The following is a 17,680-nucleotide window of genomic DNA, read 5'->3' on the forward strand; positions in this document are numbered from 1 at the left end:
AATCACTTCATAAACCTGACTTACTTTAGTGTGAGACTCTTGATACTTTCGCTATCTGATCCGAGGATCAGCTCGCTTTCATCAAGCGCCCACACTTATCGGCTGTTAATTTTTAAAGAGCATTCTGCGAGGAATTTCGTGTTTCCCGGCAGCGCTGCGTTTTCAGCAGCAGAGAATCGAGATTATGAACCGTGTTTCGCAGCTCGTCAACAACTTTTTTAACTACTTCGTTGCGACGACAGCGGTTTAATTTCGCGTGCACTGGAATCGATAAAACCGACTTCAACAGCACCGCTTCCCTCTTCTTCCCCCGCGCTGCGTTTCCGTTAGCGCGAAAGAGGCGTGATTCTATGCATCCGCCCCGGTCTCCGCAACCCCTTTTGTGAAATATTTTTGACGTGCTATGGCCGGGACCGCCGAGCACTTCCCAGTACTCATATATAAGACGACACGGCAGGCGCAGGTCGCCCTTGAACAGCCCCGCCGTATCGAACGCAACCTTCCGTCGATTACCGCCCGACCATCGCCCTCACCACGCCGTCCCGCCGAATCAGCCCGTGATACAGCGCCGCCGCAAAGTGCGCGAGGAACGTCAGGAAGAAGAGATAGGCCAACACGCGATGCGCGACCCGAAGCCACGCGAACGTCACCGGATCGGCCGACACCAGCGCCGGCAGTTGCACGCCGCCACCCAACGTCACCGGATACCCGCCCGCCGACAGCATCGCCCAGCCGATCAGCGGCATCGCCACCATCAGCGCATACAGCACGAGATGCGACCCGTGCGCGGCCACCTTCTGCCACCACGGCAGATCGTCGGGCAACGCCGGCGGCTTCGACAGCATTCGCACCACGATCCGCACGCACACCAGCACCAGCACGGCCACGCCCAGCGGCTTGTGAATCGCCACCAGGATCTCGTGCCGCCCGGAAACCGACGCCACCATCCCCACCCCGATGAACAGCATCGCGAGAATCATCGCGGCCATCACCCAGTGCAGCACCCGCGCCGGCAAACTAAACGTCGTCGAAACCTTCATCACCGTCCCTCCCCACTCACTCGCGCCACGCCTGCCACGCCGGCCTCTTCACTCGTGCGCCGCAGATACGAATCCGCATACGCGGCCGAGCGCGCCGCCAGCAATGGATCGCCCGACACCTGAATCCCCTGCGGCAGCACCGTCGGGTCGTAGTTCACGTCGCGGCACGGGCCGCTGTCCTGCGCCTCCACGCGATCGAGCACGAGCGTGCCCGCATCGATCGTCGTGCGCTGCGCGGGCCAGACCTTCGTCGCGTCGTCCACCGGGTCGCCGGGCTCCGCCAGCGTGACCAGCAGCTTCCACTTCTGCGGGCCGGCCGCGATGCGCTGCGTCACGTCCTGCTGCAGCACGTTCGGATCCGCGGCCGTCGCGACGTCACCGGCGCCCGCCGTCTGCTCCGGCACGACGCGCCACCGCACCGCCTGGCGCTTGCCGGCCGCATCGACGAAGTAGAACGCGTTCAGCCCGTAATAGCTTTCGGTGACGTAGCTCGCGCTCGGCTTCGCACCCTTCACCCATTGCAGGAACGCGCCGGCTTCCGGGTGCGCGCCGAAGAACGCCTTCACCTTCGCCGGATCGGGCTTGCCCGTCTTCGGATCGGGCCGGGTCGCGAGCGTCTGCTCGTAGAACGCCTGCGGCGTCGCCACCGGAAACACCGGCATCGCGTTCATCCCGGTCCGCCATTGCTCGCCGTCCGGCGCGGTGAGCTTCAGCGCGAGGCTGCGGATCGGCACGCTGCTGTCCGGCGCATAAGGATTCCCGCCCGGCAACGCGAAGCGCCCGACCACCGGCGTGCGCACCGCCTTGAAGAACGGCGCGACCGAATACGCGCTCGCGGCGCCGTTGCCTTCGAAATAGCCGGTCACGCACACGCCCTTCGCGTGATTGCGCCGGTAGCCGGGATGGATGCCGCTGTTGGTCTGCAGCGCGTCGACGAGCCGGTGCGGGGTCAGACGCGCCGGCGCGAGCCATCCGCCGGCATACCCGAACGCCGCGGCCACGCCGGCCACCGCGCCGCCGATCACGGCCCAGCGCCACCACCCGCGCCCGGGCTCGCGCTGCGGCGAAGAAGAAGATTGCTTCATGAATGCACTCCCGATCGTCAGATCATTGTCGAACGCGTGTAGGACGCCGCCCACGCCGCTTTATTCCACGAAGAATTTTTTCGTATGCTGGAGGGAATAACCGATGCCGGCCGGCGTCCTACGCGGCATCCACGACCCTTTCGGCAACCGGCCCAGCCATGCCCTCCACCGCCCTCGACGACGAAGCATTGCGCGAACTCATCCCCAGGCTGCGACGCTTCGCGCTCTGGCTGGCGCGCGACGTCCATGCAGCCGACGATCTCGTCCAGTCGACGCTCGAGCGCGCGTTGTCGCGCTGGACGAGCCGTCGCGACGACGCGTCGCTGCGCAGCTGGCTCTTCACGATCCTGTATCGGCAATTTCTCGACGGCAAACGCAGTGCGAAGCGCTACGCGTGGCTGCTTGGCCGCATCGGCAACGACGACGAAGCGCACTGGCCGTCCGCCGAACGCGAATTCGCGGCGCGCGCGACGCTCGAAGCGTTCGGCCGGCTCTCGGACGAGCAGCGCAGCCTGCTGCTGCTCGTCGCGGTCGAGGGCTTCACCTATCAGGAAGCGGCCGACCTGCTCGACGTGCCGATCGGCACCGTGATGTCGCGGCTCTCCCGCGCGCGCCAGGCGCTGCGCCAGCTCAGCGACGGTGAACTTCCCGCTCCTTCCTTGCGGTTGATGAAAAAATGAACACGCCTCCGAACGAACATGACCTTCAGGCCTATGTCGACGGCCAGCTCGACGACGATGCGCGCGCCGCGGTCGAGCGCTATCTCGCGCTGCATCCGGCGCGCGCGGAACAGGTGAAGCAATGGCAGCAGGACGCGCAGCGGTTGCGGGCCGCGCTGGAGAGCGTGCGGATGCCGGCCGATAACCCTGCGCTGGATCCGGCGGCGATTCGCGGCCGACGGGCCGAGCGCGCGCGGATGCGGTTCGCGATGGCGGCTTCGTTCGTGTTCTGCGTCGGGCTCGGGACATTCGGCGGCTGGCAGGCTCGCGGGTGGAACGCGGCGCCGCCCATCGCGCCGATGAGCGATGCGGTCAAGGCTTACCAGATGATGGTGGTCGATCGGACGGCCAAGGTCGATTACCGGCCGACCGGTGCGGGCGATTTGCAGGGATGGCTCACCAAAGGCGTGGGCGCATCGGCGAAGCTGCCGGATTTGAGCGCGGCGGGGTTCAGGCCGGTCGGTGGGCGGTTGTTCACGACGGACAGCGGGGCGACTGCCGCGATGGTGCTCTATGAGGATGATGCGGGACGGACGCTGAGCTTCTATCTCCGGCCGGCGGAATCGGGACATCGGCTGCTGCCGAACGGGCAACGCGTGGATGGCGCGCTGCTCGCGCGGTATGGATCGGTGAATGGGCTCAACTATGCGGTGGTCGGGCCGGCGGGGAGTCTTGGCGAGAAAGCAGTCGTGCAGGCGCTCGATCAGCAGACTTGAAGCGGTAGGATGCGCGCCCGGCTGGCGGTTGGTCGTGGCCGTCAGCGCCTTTTGTGGAGCGGCTTTGCGGGCTTGAACGGGCGCATGCTCACCGCTCGAATGCACAGCGTTTCGACTGACTTTCCTCGGCAGTTATTCACATCGACACCGCGCCGGCGCCCTCACCTTTAAAATCACAGGGTTTCGAGTCGCCGCGGAACCGGATATCCACATATCTCCTGCTGGTCCCGCAGGTCGCCTTCGGTCGGTTCGCTCACCTTTGACGTGCACAGCGTTTCGGGTTGTTTTGGGCGTCGATATCCACAAGGCATTCGACTTCCGGACGTCGCGCGATTTGTTCGCTGCCCTCTTTCATTGTCGGCAAAGCCTTGTCAGGTCGGGCATTCAGGCCGACAGGACCATCGAAACCGGAATGCTCACCGGTCCGGTGCACAGGGTTTCAACTGAATCGTGCGCCGGTTATCCACACACCGCCGCTCGCGCTTCCGGTCACTTCGTCCCGACTATCCCGAGAATCTCGCCGGTTTCCGGCGCGATGACGTAGTGGATCGACTTTCCGAGCCGGTTTGCGTTGCCCAGCCCGCGCATGCCCGGAATCAGCTTCGCCACGAACGTGATGGTGATGACATCATCGTCTGGTCCGGGATCCACCGTGGATGCCCTTTTATCCGTGATACAGATCTCGAAGTTGCGCAGGTCCTGCCCAGTCGCCGCAAAGTCTTCGTAGGCAGTTTTCAGGCCGAGCAGCGTCGCGGTGTTGAGCGTGACCGAACACCGGTCGATCGTGCCGAAATTCGATGTGCTCATCGTCTTCTCCGAATTTCACCGCCTGTCTTCCGATAACAATCGCCCACGCAGGCGGATGTTCCATCCCGTGTCATGTCGTTCGATGACGTATTGCGTCGGCCCGCGCCATGCAACCGAACGGTACCCGCTTCGAACGACGCCGATCTCCCGGTAATACTCGACGAGTGCCTGCGGGCTCCAGTCACGGCCCGCGGAGAACAACGCATCGAGATCGATAAGCGCGGCAACGAGAGCCTGGCGGTCGTTGTCGTCCGCGATCGCACGCTCCCAGCAATCGGCTTTCCGGGCGAAGCCCAACCGGATCAGCCCCTCGACCGCAGCCGCCATGTCGGTCACGACGACCGCAATGTGGCCGGCAATGTCCGTCGCCAGCATCTCGTCGACGGGCGCCTTCATCGCGCGCATCGTCCAGTGTCGCCCGCTGTGATCACCTTGCCTCCTTCGTGAGCCATCCGACGATCTTCGCGACGTCCTCGCCGGACAGCATGCCGACACGATCAACAGACACCTCGTAGTCGAGATCGAACTTCACGTTGAATCGCTCGCCTTTGTAGCGGCAACACAGGACCTCGGCTTCCGGTATCGACACGCGTCGCTCCAACACGATGTCGCCCGGATGGTGCTGCATCCGGCGTACGACGGTGTCGATATCGAGCGCCTGGAGATGGGTCGACGAAGCATGGGTCATTGGCCGCGAGCCCGTTCGTCGGGCGTTTGCATTCTGGATGCCGGCGATTCTACAGACATGAAGACTCGCGCATCGCTCGATGCGCTTCACAGCGTTCCGCTTCGTTTGTCTGCTCGCTGCACGCAGTGCATATCCCAGGCGGATCACAGTCGACGGACTGTGCTTATCCAAAGGTGTTAACAGGGTTCGTATATATACGTAGTGATAGTTAACAAGCTCTGTGCCTCACAGTGGATAACCTCCGTAACGCACTGAATTTTCAACGCGAACCGAAATGCATAACCCTGGGTGCGCGACGTGAACAGCGTCCGGCAGCACAGAACAACTTTTCGGCGATTCACAGCCGCGCCGACATATCCTCAATCGTTCCACTGTGAATCCAGAGACTTCCCGGACGGTTATCCAGAGGGCAATGTGGATAACACCACAGCACATCGACGCGTTTTGCTGTGATGCGAACAGATGAAGCCTCAGCGTCCCCGCATCGGCAGGCCACATCGATCGCCCGCCTCCACACACGCCCTTTCAAAAAATTTTCACGAAGGGGCTTGTGCTGCCCCAAAACCCTCTCTATAATTCGCGGCTTCTTAGGCTCGTAGCTCAGTTGGTTAGAGCACCACCTTGACATGGTGGGGGTCGTTGGTTCGAATCCAATCGAGCCTACCAACGAACAAAATGAAGGGGTCCGGCAGCACAACTTGCCTACAGGCAACGCGGCTCGCCAACATACAAACGCCACGCGGCAACCTCGCGTGGCGTTTTTCTTTTCCGGTCCGAAACAACGCAAAACAACGCATGAAGCCCCGATGCGTTGCGCGATACACGGCCCGGCATCGCATCGTCACGAACCATCCGATCCGCCACACAACTGCCGCTGCACGGCGCGTAGAATCGTGTGCGCATCGACGCGGCGGCTTCGCCCGTCATCCGACTTCCACCACATCAAAACAACGACGCGCGATCCGCGCGACTGAGAGCACACGATCATGTCCGAGGCCACGACCGCCGCATCATCGGCAAGCAACGACGAAATCGCCGCTTACGTCGGCAAGAAGGCCGCCTGGTACGAACGAAAATGGGCGATCGCCGACTCGCGCAAGAGCCGGCAATCGTGGAACTGGGCCGCGTGCTTCCTGGGCCCGGCCTGGATGGCGTACCGATGCATGTACTGGCAGGCGGCCGCCGTGCTTGCCGCCACGCTCGGCATCACGCTGCTCGAGTTGCTGTACTTCCCGACATACTTCGAATCGAGCACGCTCGACCCGATCACCATCGGGATCGCGGTCTCGCTCGGCTGGTGCGGGAACAGCCTCTACAAGCGATACGTCGAACGCCAGATCGAAAAACTGCGCCCGCACGCGACGACTCGCGAATCGTTTCTCGCGCTGCTCGAGGCGCAAGGCGGCACGAACTGGCTGGCGGCGGCCGGTTTCGCCGTCGCGACGCCGCTGCTCGGCGTGCTGTTGTACATGATCGGCAACGTCGGAGGCGCGACGTACTGATCGCGATAGCCGGCGATTGGAAAACGCAGGGCAAAAAGAAGAGGGCGGCGCCGGCGGGCACATCGCATACGGCGCATGCTCGCGCCGCGCTCAATGCAGATGCTTCAATTTGTCAGGATTCCGCACGACATAAATCGCGACGATCTTTCCGTCGTCGATCTCGAGTGCCGTCGTCTGCAGCTCGCCGTCGGCTTCCAGCGTGACGAAACCCGGCAGCCCGTTGATGAACCCGGCCCGCACGAGCTTCGACGCATGCGTCGCGAACAGCTCGGCCAGGTACGCATGCACCCGCATCACCAGTTCGAAGCCGAACACCGGCTTGCCGGCCGCGGGCCGCTTGCCGCCGCCGTCGGAATGCAGGCTCACGTCCTCGGCGAGCATCGCGCCGAGCGTACGCATGTCGCCGCTACGTGACGCCGCGAAGAACGCTTCGGCCAGTTCGATCCCGCGCTGCTTTTCGACATGAAAACGCGGTCGCGCCTCGCGCACGTGCGTGCGGGCCCGCGCGGCGAGCTGCCGGCAGGCGGCCGGGTCGCGCTGGATCGTCGTGGCCACTTCGTCGAATTCGAGGCCGAACACGTCGTGCAGCAGGAACGCCGCGCGTTCGAGCGGCGACAGCCGTTCGAGCGCGAGCAGCAGCGGCAGCGTGACATCGTCCGGTTCGTCTTCCTCGACGACCGGCTCGGGCAGCCACGGGCCGATATAGGTCTCGCGCTGGTGCCGCGCGGACTTCAACTGGTCGAGGCACATGCGCATCACCATGCGGCGCAGGAACGCCTCGGGCACGCGCACCTCGGTACGGTCGACGTCCATCCAGCGGATGAACGCCTCCTGCACCATGTCCTCGGCATCCGCGACGGAACCGAGCATCCGGTACGCGACGCGGATCAGCGTGCGACGCAGCGGATCGAAGCTCGCCGCCGCGTCGGCCCGTTCGTCGGCGTGGCTGCCGACCGGGTCGAGGCTCGGCATCAGGCCACCATCTTCGCGGCGGCGGCCTTCGCGTCGGCCGGGTCGACCCAGAGCCCGAAACCGACGGCGAGCCGGTTCCAACCGTTGATCACGTTGATCATCACCGTGAGTTTCACCTGTTCCTCCTCGCTGAAATGGTCGTTCAGCGCCGCATAGGCGGCTTCGTGCGCCGCGTGGCCCTCCGACAGCCGCGTGAGCGCCTCGGTCCAGCCGAGCGCCGCGCGCTCGCGGTCGGTGTAGCAGGGCGCTTCGCGCCACGCGGACAGCAGGTAGATGCGCTGCTCGGTCTCGCCTTGCTCGCGCGCCTCGACGGTGTGCATGTTAAGGCAGTTCGCGCACGCGTTGATCTGCGACGCGCGGATCTTGACCAGCTCGATCAGCGTCGGCTCGAGGCTCCCGGCAGCGGCGACCGACACGGTCATCCAGCTCTTCATCAACGCGGGGGCGGCGGCAAACGGATTGAGTTTCGCAGTCATGGTTCCTTCTCCTTTCGTGTGGGTTCGTCGATATGACGAGCGAGCACCCCGCGCGTGTGACATCGATGCAAAAATTTTTGCGGCCGGAGAAGAAAGCGACGGCACGCAAAGGGTGGAGCCGTAGAGCCGGGCACCCGGAAGGTCGCGATATCGACTGACGAATCGGCTGCCTGACGCCGCGCCTCGGGCGCACGCGCGCCATCGACCTTTCACGCATGCCGAGCGGTTGTCACCGGACGTCAGTAGGGCGCAGCCGCGGGCACGCGGGTTGCCTCCGTCGGCCGAACCCCGTCACGACAGGCATCGGCGGTTCGTGAAACGCGCGACGCCCACCTCACGTATGCTTTCATTTTTCTTTCGCCTTCGTTTCATCCGAAATCCGATTCGCGACGTTCACATTTCTGGACCATACTGTTCTGCACGGGCAGATGAAGTGAAGCCGCATTCGCGGCCCGGCGCGCGCGCCGGCTGCCCGACGACGCAGCAGCAAATCGCCCGTCAGCCGCGCGCATCCCAGCGCAAGGCTTTCCCTTTTCCGGCAACGCAACGCAGCGAATCGCGACGTGAACGGTAAACCGATGAGCCTTCTTGCATCACAGCTTCAGCGCCGTTACCAGGACGTGCGCGCCCACAGCGTCGCGTTGACCGCGACGCTGTCCCCCGAAGACCAGGCCGTGCAGTCGATGCCCGACGCGAGTCCGACGAAATGGCATCTCGCGCATACGACCTGGTTCTTCGAAACCGTCGTGCTGATGCGCCGCGTGCCTGGCTACGCGCCGTTCGACGACGCCTTCCAGTTCCTCTTCAATTCCTATTACGAAGCGCTCGGCCCGCGCCATCCGCGGCCGCAGCGCGGGCTGCTCACGCGTCCGTCGCTGGACGACGTGCATGCGTACCGGCAATACGTCGACGACGCGATGCTGCGCGCGCTGGCCGGCGCCGATGCGGCGCTGCTCGACGCGATCGCGCCCGAACTCGTGCTCGGCCTGCATCACGAGCAGCAGCATCAGGAACTGATCGTCACCGACATGCTGCATGCGTTCTCGTGCAACCCGTTGAAGCCGGCGTTCCGGCCGCGTACCGGCGCCGAGGCGGAACACGCGCTCGCCGCGGGCGATGCCGGCCCGCTGCGCTGGCTGCCTCAGCCGGGCGGGCTCGTCGAGATCGGGCACGACGGCGATACGTTCTCGTTCGACAACGAACGGCCGCGCCACACCGCACTCGTGCGGCCGTACGAGATCGCGAACCGCCTGGTGACGAATGCGGAATTCGCGGCGTTCGTCGCGGACGGCGGCTATACGCGCCCCGAGTTCTGGCTGTCCGACGGCTGGGCCACGGTGCAGCGGGAAGGGTGGCAAGGGCCCGCGTACTGGATGCCGGACGACGACGATGCGGCCGCCACGCGCGTGCGGCGCACCTTCGGCCTGCACGGCGTCGAACCGCTCGCGCCCGACGCGCCAGTGTGTCACGTGAGCTTCTACGAGGCCGCCGCGTATGCAGAATGGGCCGGCGCGCGGCTGCCGACCGAATTCGAATGGGAAACCGCGTTCGCGGCCGACGGGATCCGGCAAATGCTCGGGCACGTCTGGCAGTGGACGCGTTCGTCCTACGAGCCCTATCCGGGCTTTCGGCCGCTCGCCGGGGTCGCGGCCGAATACAACGGCAAGTTCATGGTCGGCCAGCAGGTCCTGCGCGGCAGCAGCATCGCGACGCCGCCCGGGCACGAACGGCCGACGTACCGCAATTTCTTTCCGCCGGCGGCACGCTGGCAATTCACGGGGGTGCGACTTGCGCGAGACGTCTGACCTGACGGCCACGAGCGGTGGCCTGCAACCCGCCCGCGATTCGCGGCCGAGCGCGTTCGAGCGCGACCTGATCGACGGACTGTCGCGCACGCCGCGCAGCATCCCGCCGAAATACTTCTACGATGCGGCCGGCTCCGCGCTGTTCGACCGCATCTGCGAACTGCCGGAGTACTACCCGACGCGCACCGAGCTCGGCATCCTGCGCGATCGCGCGGCCGAGATCGTGCGGCGCGTCGGCCCGCATGCGGACATCGTCGAATTCGGCGCGGGTTCGCTCGAGAAGATCCGCGTGCTGCTCGACGCGTTCGCGGACAACTACGCGAACGCGCCGGCGCGCTACGTGCCGGTCGACATCTCCGCCGATTACCTGCACGGTGCGGCCGCGCGGCTGCGTGCGGCCTATCCATGGCTGGACGTCGCGCCGCTGGCGGCCGATTACACGAAGGCCGAGCAACTGGCCGGGCTGACCGAAACGCCGCGGCGACGCATCGGCTTCTTTCCCGGCTCGACGATCGGCAACTTCTCGCCGGAAGAGGCCGACACGTTCCTGCGTGACGCCGCACGGCTGCTGCGCGGCGGCGGCCTGCTGGTGGGGGCCGACCTCGTGAAGGACGAGCGCACGCTGCATCACGCGTACAACGACGCGCAGGGCGTGACCGCGCAGTTCAACCTGAACCTGCTGGTGCGCGCAAACGCGGAGCTCGGCGCGGATTTCGACGTCGACGCGTTCTCGCATTGCGCGTTCTACGACCGCGAGCGCCAGCGCATCGAGATGCATCTGGTCAGCGACGTCGCGCAGACCGTGCACGTGCGCGGCCACGTGTTCCGCTTCGAAGCCGGTGAGCGCATCCACACGGAGAACTCGCACAAGTTCACGATCGACGGCTTCCACGCGATCGCGCGCCGCGCCGGGTTCGCACCCGATACCGTGTGGACCGATGCGGACAACCTGTTCAGCGTGCACTGGCTGCGCAGCGTCGACGATATCCGCGCGTAACGCGCGCCGTTGCGAGCCGCCCGCGCCGCGGGGTGAGGGCGGCTCGCTCCCCGTGCACACCGGCGGGTTCGATCCGATCGCCGGTTTCGTGCCGAAAATTCCCTTTTTACCGACCCGGCGCATCGCTGCAACGGTGTCCGGAACGTCGCCTTTCCCTTGCTCCATCAGGCTTTGCGGGCACCCGTAAACGTCCGTTACCTGTCTCGCATACCCGTTTCACCTGTGTCAGCGTCCGGTGCCTAGACTCCGAACCGTAGTCACATGACGCACGACACGTGCAGGGAGTCGCGAAATGAGCAAGAAACTTATTCTCGGTGCAGTTCTCGGTGTAGCGGCGCTGGCAGCTTCGGGCGTCGCGTCGGCCCACGTCGACCTGTCGGTCGGCATCGGCGTGCCGGGCGTCTACACGGCGCCGGCGCCCGTCTATGTGGCGCCGCCTCCGCCGGTGATGTACGCGCCGGTCGGCTATCGCGACTACGGTTGGCGCGGCGACGGCTGGCGTCAGCGCGAATGGCGCCGCCATGAATGGCGCGAGCACGAGTGGCGCGAGCGCGGGGGCTGGCGTGGCGGCCGCTGGGATTAAGCGGCCCATCTGATCGTCGCAAGAGGAGGATGAAAACATGATGCCCGTGCGATACATCAGGCTGTGTGCCGCCGCCGCTGTCGTTGCGCTCGCAACGATCGGCAGCGCGCACGCGGCGGGCTGCATGAAGGGCGCGGTGGTCGGCGGGGTGGCCGGCCACTATGCGGGGCACCACGCGGTGGTCGGCGCAGTCGGCGGCTGTATCGTGGGCCATCACGTCGCGAAGCAGCACGAGCAGGAGCAGGCCGCGCAGCGCAAGGCGGCGGCGCAACGGATGCTGCCGGCGCAGTAAGCGCCGAGGCAGCATCTTCATCGACCGGCGGAACGGCACGCGCCGCTTCCGCCTTGCAACTTCCTTGTTCGGCGACGGCCGGCCGCGCATTCCGCGCACGCAGCCGGCATACGGCAAATTGATCGGACGAATGCGCGCGATGCGCGTCGTTACGATCATTTACAACGTCGAGTCGCGCGGAAACCGCGCGTTCCTAGAATGCAATCATTCGAACACGCTCCAGGGAGCAAACAATGAAAACCCAACGATATCTGTCCGTGCTGGCAGCCGCGCTGCTCGCACTGGGTGCCGTCTCCGCGAACGCGGCAGCCGGCGGCAATGGTGGCGGCGGTGGCAATGGCGGCGGTCACGGCGCAGGCGGGATGGGTGGCAACGCGGGCGGCATGTCGGCCGGTCACATGAGCGGCCAGGCGCTGAGCAATTCGAACAGCTTCAGTGCGGGCGACCGCGACAAGGGCCTCGCACGCGCGGCCGACCGTTCCGACACGATCGCCGATCGCGCCGGCACGCAGCCGGGTCGCGGGCATACGCACGGCCATACCGCGCACAGCAAGACGTCCACGCCTCACACGCATCGCAACGCGTTCGGCCGCACGCTGTAAGCCGGCGCACGCAGGACGGAGAAGGGCGCTTCGGCGCCTTTTTTTCATTGCGGCGGCACAAGCGACACAAGCGGCTGAGGCGACCGTCGAACCGACCCGATTTGCAACCAGCCGTAACTGGGCCGCCCGGCCCGCCATCATACGAACCGCTTTCACGCGCTTGACGGACGGATTCGACGGGGAAGAAGGACACCGCCGGCCCATGAAAAAGGGGCGGCTCGTCGCCGCCCTTCGTGTTACCGCCCGCCGCCCGCCGGTGGCGCAATCGCGGTCGGTTCGAACAGCGCATCCGCCTGCCCGACGCGCACGAAGCGCGCCGCGCCGTCGCCGTCGACCAGCGCGCGGAAATGCGCTTCGCCGCACGCGAGCTTCGCGCGCTCGTGCTCGCTCGGCACGTGACCGTCGGCATTCGGCGTATCGACGACGAAGTACAGCCGCTCGCCGCCGTCCTGTTCCGCGAGCACGGCCCAGTCCGGGTGATAGCTGCCGAGCGGCGTCTGCACGCGGAACCACGCCGGCAGCTTCGCGTACAGCTTCACGCCGTCGTGGGCTTCGAGCGCATCGGCGAACGCGCGCTCGGCGTCCGTCTCGCACACGACCGCTTCGTGAATCGACTTGCGCGCATCGAGCCGCAGGTTGCGCAGATAACCGGTCAGCGCCTCGCTTTCGAACGATTCGAGCGCATGCACGTGGCGCTCGCCGAGCTTGCGGTACGCGATGCCCGCGACGAGCGCGAGCCGCTTGCAGCGATTGATCGCGTCGGCCGCGACCGCGATGAACTGCTGCGGATTCACGCGAAAATCGTCGAGCCGGCCGCTGTCGGCAAGAATCGTCGCGAGCGACCGACGCGTGAGCTGCGTGCGGTCCTGCAACTCGGTGAGCAGGTCGGGCAGCGGCAACTCGCCTTCGTCGAGCAGCACCGTGCCGGCGCCTGCTACTTCGATCGCCTCGATGCCGGCCTTGCCGATGTCGATCTCGGCCTTGCGCCACTGCAGCCGCGCGCGCGCGATGTCCGGCGCGTCGCGCAGCGCGGCCGTGCAGTCGCGCACCAGCTTCGCGTTGTCGAACTCGACGCGGTACACGGTGCGATGGCGGATGCGGTCCCACAGCGCGCGGAAATCCTCGCCGAACACGACGGCCTTGCCCGACGCATCGCGCCGCAACGCGATCGCGCGGCGCTCGTCGGCATTGCGCACCGCGAAGCGGCCCGACAGCTTGCGCAGCGTCGCGACGATCGGCGCGCGCAGTCGCTCGAACGCGTCCGGCAGCACGAGCGCGCTCTGGCGCAGCGCATCCTTCAGCCGGTCGAGCACCTTGCCCTGCGCGTCGACGTAGCCCTGCTCGTGCAGATGGTTCCACAGCACGCGCGACAGCTCGATGCCGAGCGCATGCGCGGGGCCGTCGTCTTCCTGCACCGGCAGCGCCGCGAACTGGTGTTCCTCGACGATCCCGAACCGGATGCCCGTATCGGCCTCGATTTCCTTCTGCAGGTTCTCCGCGAACGACTCGTAGCGCTCGGTCGCGATCACGGTGAGCGTGTTCACGCCCGCGTCGCGCACGCGTTCGCCGTCCTGGTCGACCGCGAGGCGCAGCCCGCGGCCGAGCGTCTGGCGGCGCTCACGTTCGGTCTGGATGTCGCGCAGCGTGCAGATCTGGAACACGTTCGGGTTGTCCCAGCCTTCCTTCAGCGCCGAGTGCGAGAAGATGAACTTGAGCGGCGTGTCGAACGACAGCAGCGCTTCCTTCTCGCGCATGATCAGGCCGTACGCGCGCTCCGCGTTCTCGCGGGCCGCCGCGCTGCTTTCGCTCGTGTCGGTCCAGCCGCCCTTGCGGTCGATCGAGAAGTAGCCGTTGTGTGCACGCTCGACTTCCAGCGCGACGTCGACGCCGTCGAACAGCGCACGGTAGGCCGGCACGCGCGCCGCGCGTGCATATTCCTCTTCGAAGATCAGCGCGTAGTCGCCCTTCACGGGCACGCCGTTCTCGTCGTAGCGGCGATAGCGTTCGACCGAATCGACGAAGAACAGCGACAGCACCTTCACGCCTCGTTCGGCGAGGCGCAGCTCCTTGTCGAGATGCTCGCGGATCGTGCGGCGGATCATCTCGCGCTGCACGGCGAGCGTGTCGATGTCGCCGAACGCCTCGCCGAGCGACAGGAACGCCTCGCCTTCCGGATGGCGCAGCTCGACGTATTCGGCGCCCTTGACCGCATGCACTTCGCCGATCCGCAGCCCCGCGTACAGCGCGCGCTTGGTCAGGCGCTCGAGATCGTCGCCGTCGGTGGCCGACACGATCTGGCGCTTCACGCCGGCCGCGGTCGCGACGTCGAGCTCGACGCGCGCGCTGATCGCGCCGCGCCGGTTCGACACGCCGACGAGCCGCACGTACGGCTTGTTGTGCGCATCCTCGACGATCGCCGACGCGATCTCGATCTGCTTGACGAGCTTGCGCTCGTACGCGTCGACCGCATCGAGCCGGTACACCATGTGGTGGCGGTCGACGTGCGTGGCCGAATAGCGCAGCGTGCAGAGCGGCGCCATCGCGGCGAGCGCTTCGCGCCCGCGCCCTTCGAGGCCGCCGTCGACGCTTTGCGGTTCGTCGACGATCACGATCGGCCGCGTCGCGCGGATCAGGTCGATCGGCTTCTCGCCGCCGGTCTTCTCGCTGTCCTTGTAGAGGTTGTTGATCTCTTTCTTGTTGATCGCGGCGACCGTCATCACCATGATCTGGATCGCCGCGCTCGCCGCGAAGTGGCGCACCTGGCCGAGCTTCGCGGAGTCGTACAGGAAGTAGTCGTACGGCACGCCCGCGTACAGCGCGCGGAAGTGATCCTCGGTGATCGACAGCGTCTTGTGCACGCCTTCCTTGATCGCGATCGACGGCACGACGATCACGAATTTCGTGAAGCCGTAGCGGCGGTTCAGCTCGAAGATCGTGCGCAGGTACACGTAGGTCTTGCCGGTGCCGGTCTCCATCTCGACGGTGAAGTCGCGCGAGCCGGGCAGGCCGGACGGCGGCAGCCCGCCGCGCAACTGCACGTCGGCGAGATTGCGTGCGAGCGCGTCGTCGGTCAGCGACAGCCGGTTACCGACGCCTTGCTCGGACACCGCGAAGCCGAGCGAGCCTTGCGCGGCGGCCGTCGTGCCGGGCGCGGCGTTCGCGAGCACGCTGAAGTCGCCGCGATACGATTCCTGCCCGCGAAACAGGTCGCAGACGGCGTCGATCGCCTCGCGCTGGTAGTCGAGATCCGCTTCGAAATGCAGCCGCATCACAGGCTCCGCACGCGCTTTACGCCGTGCTGTTCGAGCAGCGCGGCGAGATTGAGCTTCGCGACGTCGTCGACGAAGCCGCTGTCGCGGAACAGGCACGTGACGTCGCGCGACGCGCCGGTCGCATCCAGCAGGTCGACGATGCCGTCGGCGAGCGGGCCCGCGTCGTCGCGCGAAATGCGCGCATCGAAGCACGCGACGATCGCGCGGCCGATCAGGTGCACCGTCTTGCCGGCCACCTGGTGATGCTCGACCGGCGTGCACAGGTCGAGGCCGAGCTTCAACGTCAGCTCGGCGAGCAGGTCGTCCTCGGTGCGGCCGGTCTTCACGTGTTCGACGGACGCGAACAGCGCATGGTCGAAGTCGTCGCGGCGCGGGTCCCACTCGATCACGTTGGTCGTGTCGAGCCGGTACACGCGAAAACCCAGGTCGCCATAGCTTTCCGGATAGTCGCGCGCGACCTGCTGCGCGGCGCGGCGCAGGCGTTCCTTCGTGATTTCGGCGAGCGTCAGCGGCTTCTTCAGCTTCGCGCAGAAATCGGCGGCCGCGGTTTGCGTCTTGTCGCGTCGGTCGAGCGCCTCGGGCAGCTGCACGAGGATGTAGCGGCGCGCGCCGCCGTCGGTCGCGTTCACCTGCATCACCGCGTGGCCGGTCGAACCGGAGCCGGCGAAGCAGTCGAGCACGATGTCGTCGCCGCGCGTGCACCAGCCGATCACGGCCGCCGCGAAGTCGACCGGCTTCGGCAGGTCGAACGGGATGCCGAGCGTTTTCAACAGCGCGTCGTCGGAGCCCGCGAACGGCAGCACCGACGGCACGTTCTCGTACATGTTCTCGTCGAGGTAGTAGATCCGCTGCGGCTGCGTGGTTTCGTCCGGGCCGAATTCGATCTGGCCGCGCTCGAGCAGCGCCTGCATCGTCGCGGGCGGGTTGCGCCAGCCGCGCGCCGGCATCGCGCACGGCTTGCCGGTGACCGGGTGGATCAGCGGCGTGAAATATTCGTCCGGCGCCTTCTTCTTGTTCGGCCAGGCCATCGACACGAGGCGGTACACGCGGCCTTCCGCCGACAGCCGGTCGTACATCACCTCGCCGCCGGACAGGTTGGTCTGCGCCTTCATCCACGCGCGGTACGCCTTCTGCGCGTCCTTCGGGTTGCCGCTGCGGTACACCGCATCATGCGCGGCGTCGAGCATGCGCTGCGCATTGCGCTTCGGGCGCTTGAGCGGCGCCTGTTCGAGCAGCGTCTCGGCGTTGCGCGCGAACAGCACCAGCGATTCGTGCTGGTACGCGACGCCGCGCGCGTCGCCCTTCGGGTTGCGCTTGTCCCACACGGCCACGCCGAGCTCGTTTTCCTCGCCGAAGATCTCGCGCAGCATCAGCACGAGCGCGTGCACTTCGTGCTCGTCGATGTGCACCGCGATTAGCCCTTCGTCGGACAGCAGCGCGTGCGCGAGCTTCAGGCGCGGATACATCATGTTCAGCCAGTCGGTGTGGAACCGGCCGTTCGCCTCGGTGTTGGTGCTGCGCTTCACGCCGGCTTCGGTCTGGCCCGTCATCGCCAGGTAGTGGCGGATGCTGTCGCTGAAGTCGTCCGGATAGACGAAATCGCTGCCGGTGTTGTATGGCGGATCGATGTAGACGAGCTTCACCTTGCCGGCGTAGCTCTTGTGCAGCAGCTTCATCACGTCGAGGTTGTCGCCCTCGATCACCAGATGGCGCGTGTCGTCCCACGCGACGCTGTCGTCGGGGCAGGGCCGCAGCGTGCCCGTCGACGGCGTGAGCGCGGCCTGGCGAGCGGCGCGCTTGCCGTGCCAGTGAAAGCCGTAGCGCTCGTCGGCGTCGCCGACCGTGCGCTCGCCGACCAGCGCCTTCAGCACGTCGACGTCGACCGACGCGCCGTCCGGGCCTTCGGTCACGAGTTCGGGGAACAGCGCCTTCAGGCGCGCGACGTTGTCGGCGGTGAAATCCGTCGACATCGCCTGCGGGCTGGCCGCATCGAGTTTCTGCATCGTCTTTTCCATCGGAGCCCGGCCGCGCGCGCCAGGACGTCGGGCGCGCTCACGGCACCGGCGGCAATGGCCGCCCGGGCAAACCCGAAACGCTAGCGAGTCGGTCGGCGCAGGTCAAGCG

General features: G+C 66.2%; 17 protein-coding genes and 1 tRNA gene. 9 read left to right on the forward strand and 9 right to left on the reverse strand.

Going from position 1 to position 17,680, the window contains the following annotated elements:
• Nucleotides 1–509: 509 nt before the first annotated feature.
• Both J8I33_RS27690 and J8I33_RS27695 read right to left on the reverse strand, forming a co-directional pair.
• Entirely contained in the window at nt 510–1,040 is a 531-nt protein-coding gene (locus J8I33_RS27690) for a cytochrome b (RefSeq protein ID WP_209939491.1), read from the reverse strand.
• A complete protein-coding gene (locus J8I33_RS27695) occupies nt 1,040–2,125 on the reverse strand; it encodes a catalase family peroxidase (RefSeq protein ID WP_209939492.1) in 1,086 nt (361 codons plus the stop codon). Before J8I33_RS27695 ends, J8I33_RS27690 begins: the two co-directional genes overlap by 1 nt.
• 158 nt (nt 2,126–2,283) lie before the next feature.
• On the opposite strand from J8I33_RS27695, the gene J8I33_RS27700 reads away from it, so the two are divergent.
• Nucleotides 2,284–2,805 (forward strand): sigma-70 family RNA polymerase sigma factor, encoded by a 522-nt coding sequence (locus tag J8I33_RS27700; protein ID WP_050015712.1) that lies wholly within the window; start codon nt 2,284–2,286, stop codon nt 2,803–2,805.
• Nucleotides 2,802–3,560, forward strand: a complete 759-nt coding sequence (locus J8I33_RS27705) for an anti-sigma factor (RefSeq protein WP_069618831.1) — start codon at nt 2,802–2,804, stop codon at nt 3,558–3,560. Before J8I33_RS27700 ends, J8I33_RS27705 begins: the two co-directional genes overlap by 4 nt.
• Nucleotides 3,561–4,049: 489 nt before the next feature.
• On the opposite strand, the gene J8I33_RS27710 is transcribed toward J8I33_RS27705, so the two are convergent.
• From J8I33_RS27710 to J8I33_RS27720, 3 genes are read right to left on the reverse strand one after another with little or no spacing between them, the layout of a single operon-like run.
• The gene (locus J8I33_RS27710) at nt 4,050–4,367 is read right to left on the reverse strand and encodes a hypothetical protein (protein WP_209926248.1); all 318 of its coding nucleotides are present in this window, start codon (nt 4,365–4,367) and stop codon (nt 4,050–4,052) included.
• A gap of 15 nt (nt 4,368–4,382) precedes the next feature.
• Entirely contained in the window at nt 4,383–4,763 is a 381-nt protein-coding gene (locus J8I33_RS27715; RefSeq protein ID WP_209939493.1) for a hypothetical protein, read from the reverse strand.
• A gap of 31 nt (nt 4,764–4,794) precedes the next feature.
• A complete protein-coding gene (locus tag J8I33_RS27720) occupies nt 4,795–5,055 on the reverse strand; it encodes a hypothetical protein (RefSeq protein WP_124594483.1) in 261 nt (86 codons plus the stop codon).
• Between the two features lie 589 nt (nt 5,056–5,644).
• On the opposite strand from J8I33_RS27720, the gene J8I33_RS27725 reads away from it, so the two are divergent.
• Both J8I33_RS27725 and J8I33_RS27730 read left to right on the forward strand, forming a co-directional pair.
• Nucleotides 5,645–5,721 (forward strand) — tRNA-Val (locus J8I33_RS27725).
• A gap of 320 nt (nt 5,722–6,041) precedes the next feature.
• On the forward strand, nt 6,042–6,557 hold the full coding sequence (locus tag J8I33_RS27730; protein ID WP_089487999.1) for a DUF2628 domain-containing protein: 516 nt from the start codon (nt 6,042–6,044) through the stop codon (nt 6,555–6,557).
• A 90-nt stretch (nt 6,558–6,647) separates the two neighbouring features.
• Here the strand turns inward: J8I33_RS27730 and J8I33_RS27735 are convergent, their stop codons facing one another.
• Nucleotides 6,648–7,529, reverse strand: coding sequence for a sigma-70 family RNA polymerase sigma factor (locus J8I33_RS27735; RefSeq protein ID WP_209939494.1), 882 nt, complete (start codon nt 7,527–7,529; stop codon nt 6,648–6,650).
• Nucleotides 7,529–8,005, reverse strand: coding sequence for a carboxymuconolactone decarboxylase family protein (locus tag J8I33_RS27740; RefSeq protein WP_011544480.1), 477 nt, complete (start codon nt 8,003–8,005; stop codon nt 7,529–7,531). The genes J8I33_RS27735 and J8I33_RS27740 overlap by 1 nt, the downstream gene beginning before the upstream one ends.
• Before the next feature lie 578 nt (nt 8,006–8,583).
• On the opposite strand from J8I33_RS27740, the gene egtB reads away from it, so the two are divergent.
• The 5 genes from egtB (at nt 8,584) to J8I33_RS27765 (ending at nt 12,284) form a co-directional block, all read left to right on the forward strand.
• Nucleotides 8,584–9,810 carry an ergothioneine biosynthesis protein EgtB gene (gene egtB / locus J8I33_RS27745; protein ID WP_209939495.1) on the forward strand — a complete coding sequence of 409 codons (1,227 nt, stop codon included), beginning with the start codon at nt 8,584–8,586 and terminating at the stop codon, nt 9,808–9,810.
• Nucleotides 9,794–10,807 carry an L-histidine N(alpha)-methyltransferase gene (gene egtD / locus J8I33_RS27750; RefSeq protein ID WP_050015726.1) on the forward strand — a complete coding sequence of 338 codons (1,014 nt, stop codon included), beginning with the start codon at nt 9,794–9,796 and terminating at the stop codon, nt 10,805–10,807. The genes egtB and egtD overlap by 17 nt, the downstream gene beginning before the upstream one ends.
• Before the next feature lie 292 nt (nt 10,808–11,099).
• Nucleotides 11,100–11,390 carry a hypothetical protein gene (locus J8I33_RS27755; RefSeq protein WP_209939496.1) on the forward strand — a complete coding sequence of 97 codons (291 nt, stop codon included), beginning with the start codon at nt 11,100–11,102 and terminating at the stop codon, nt 11,388–11,390.
• 37 nt (nt 11,391–11,427) lie between these two features.
• Nucleotides 11,428–11,682, forward strand: a complete 255-nt coding sequence (locus tag J8I33_RS27760) for a hypothetical protein (protein WP_050015730.1) — start codon at nt 11,428–11,430, stop codon at nt 11,680–11,682.
• Nucleotides 11,683–11,915: 233 nt separating this feature from the next.
• Nucleotides 11,916–12,284, forward strand: coding sequence for a hypothetical protein (locus J8I33_RS27765; protein WP_209939497.1), 369 nt, complete (start codon nt 11,916–11,918; stop codon nt 12,282–12,284).
• Between the two features lie 236 nt (nt 12,285–12,520).
• Here J8I33_RS27765 and J8I33_RS27770 read toward each other — a convergent pair whose 3' ends face one another.
• Both J8I33_RS27770 and J8I33_RS27775 read right to left on the reverse strand, forming a co-directional pair.
• On the reverse strand, nt 12,521–15,553 hold the full coding sequence (locus tag J8I33_RS27770) for a DEAD/DEAH box helicase family protein (RefSeq protein ID WP_209939498.1): 3,033 nt from the start codon (nt 15,551–15,553) through the stop codon (nt 12,521–12,523).
• Entirely contained in the window at nt 15,553–17,571 is a 2,019-nt protein-coding gene (locus tag J8I33_RS27775; RefSeq protein WP_089488003.1) for a site-specific DNA-methyltransferase, read from the reverse strand. The genes J8I33_RS27770 and J8I33_RS27775 overlap by 1 nt, the downstream gene beginning before the upstream one ends.
• Between the last annotated feature and the right edge of the window lie 109 nt (nt 17,572–17,680).

Origin of the sequence: Burkholderia sp. AcTa6-5 (assembly GCF_017815075.1) — a bacterium.
GTDB classification, from domain to species: Bacteria; Pseudomonadota; Gammaproteobacteria; order Burkholderiales; family Burkholderiaceae; genus Burkholderia; species Burkholderia sola.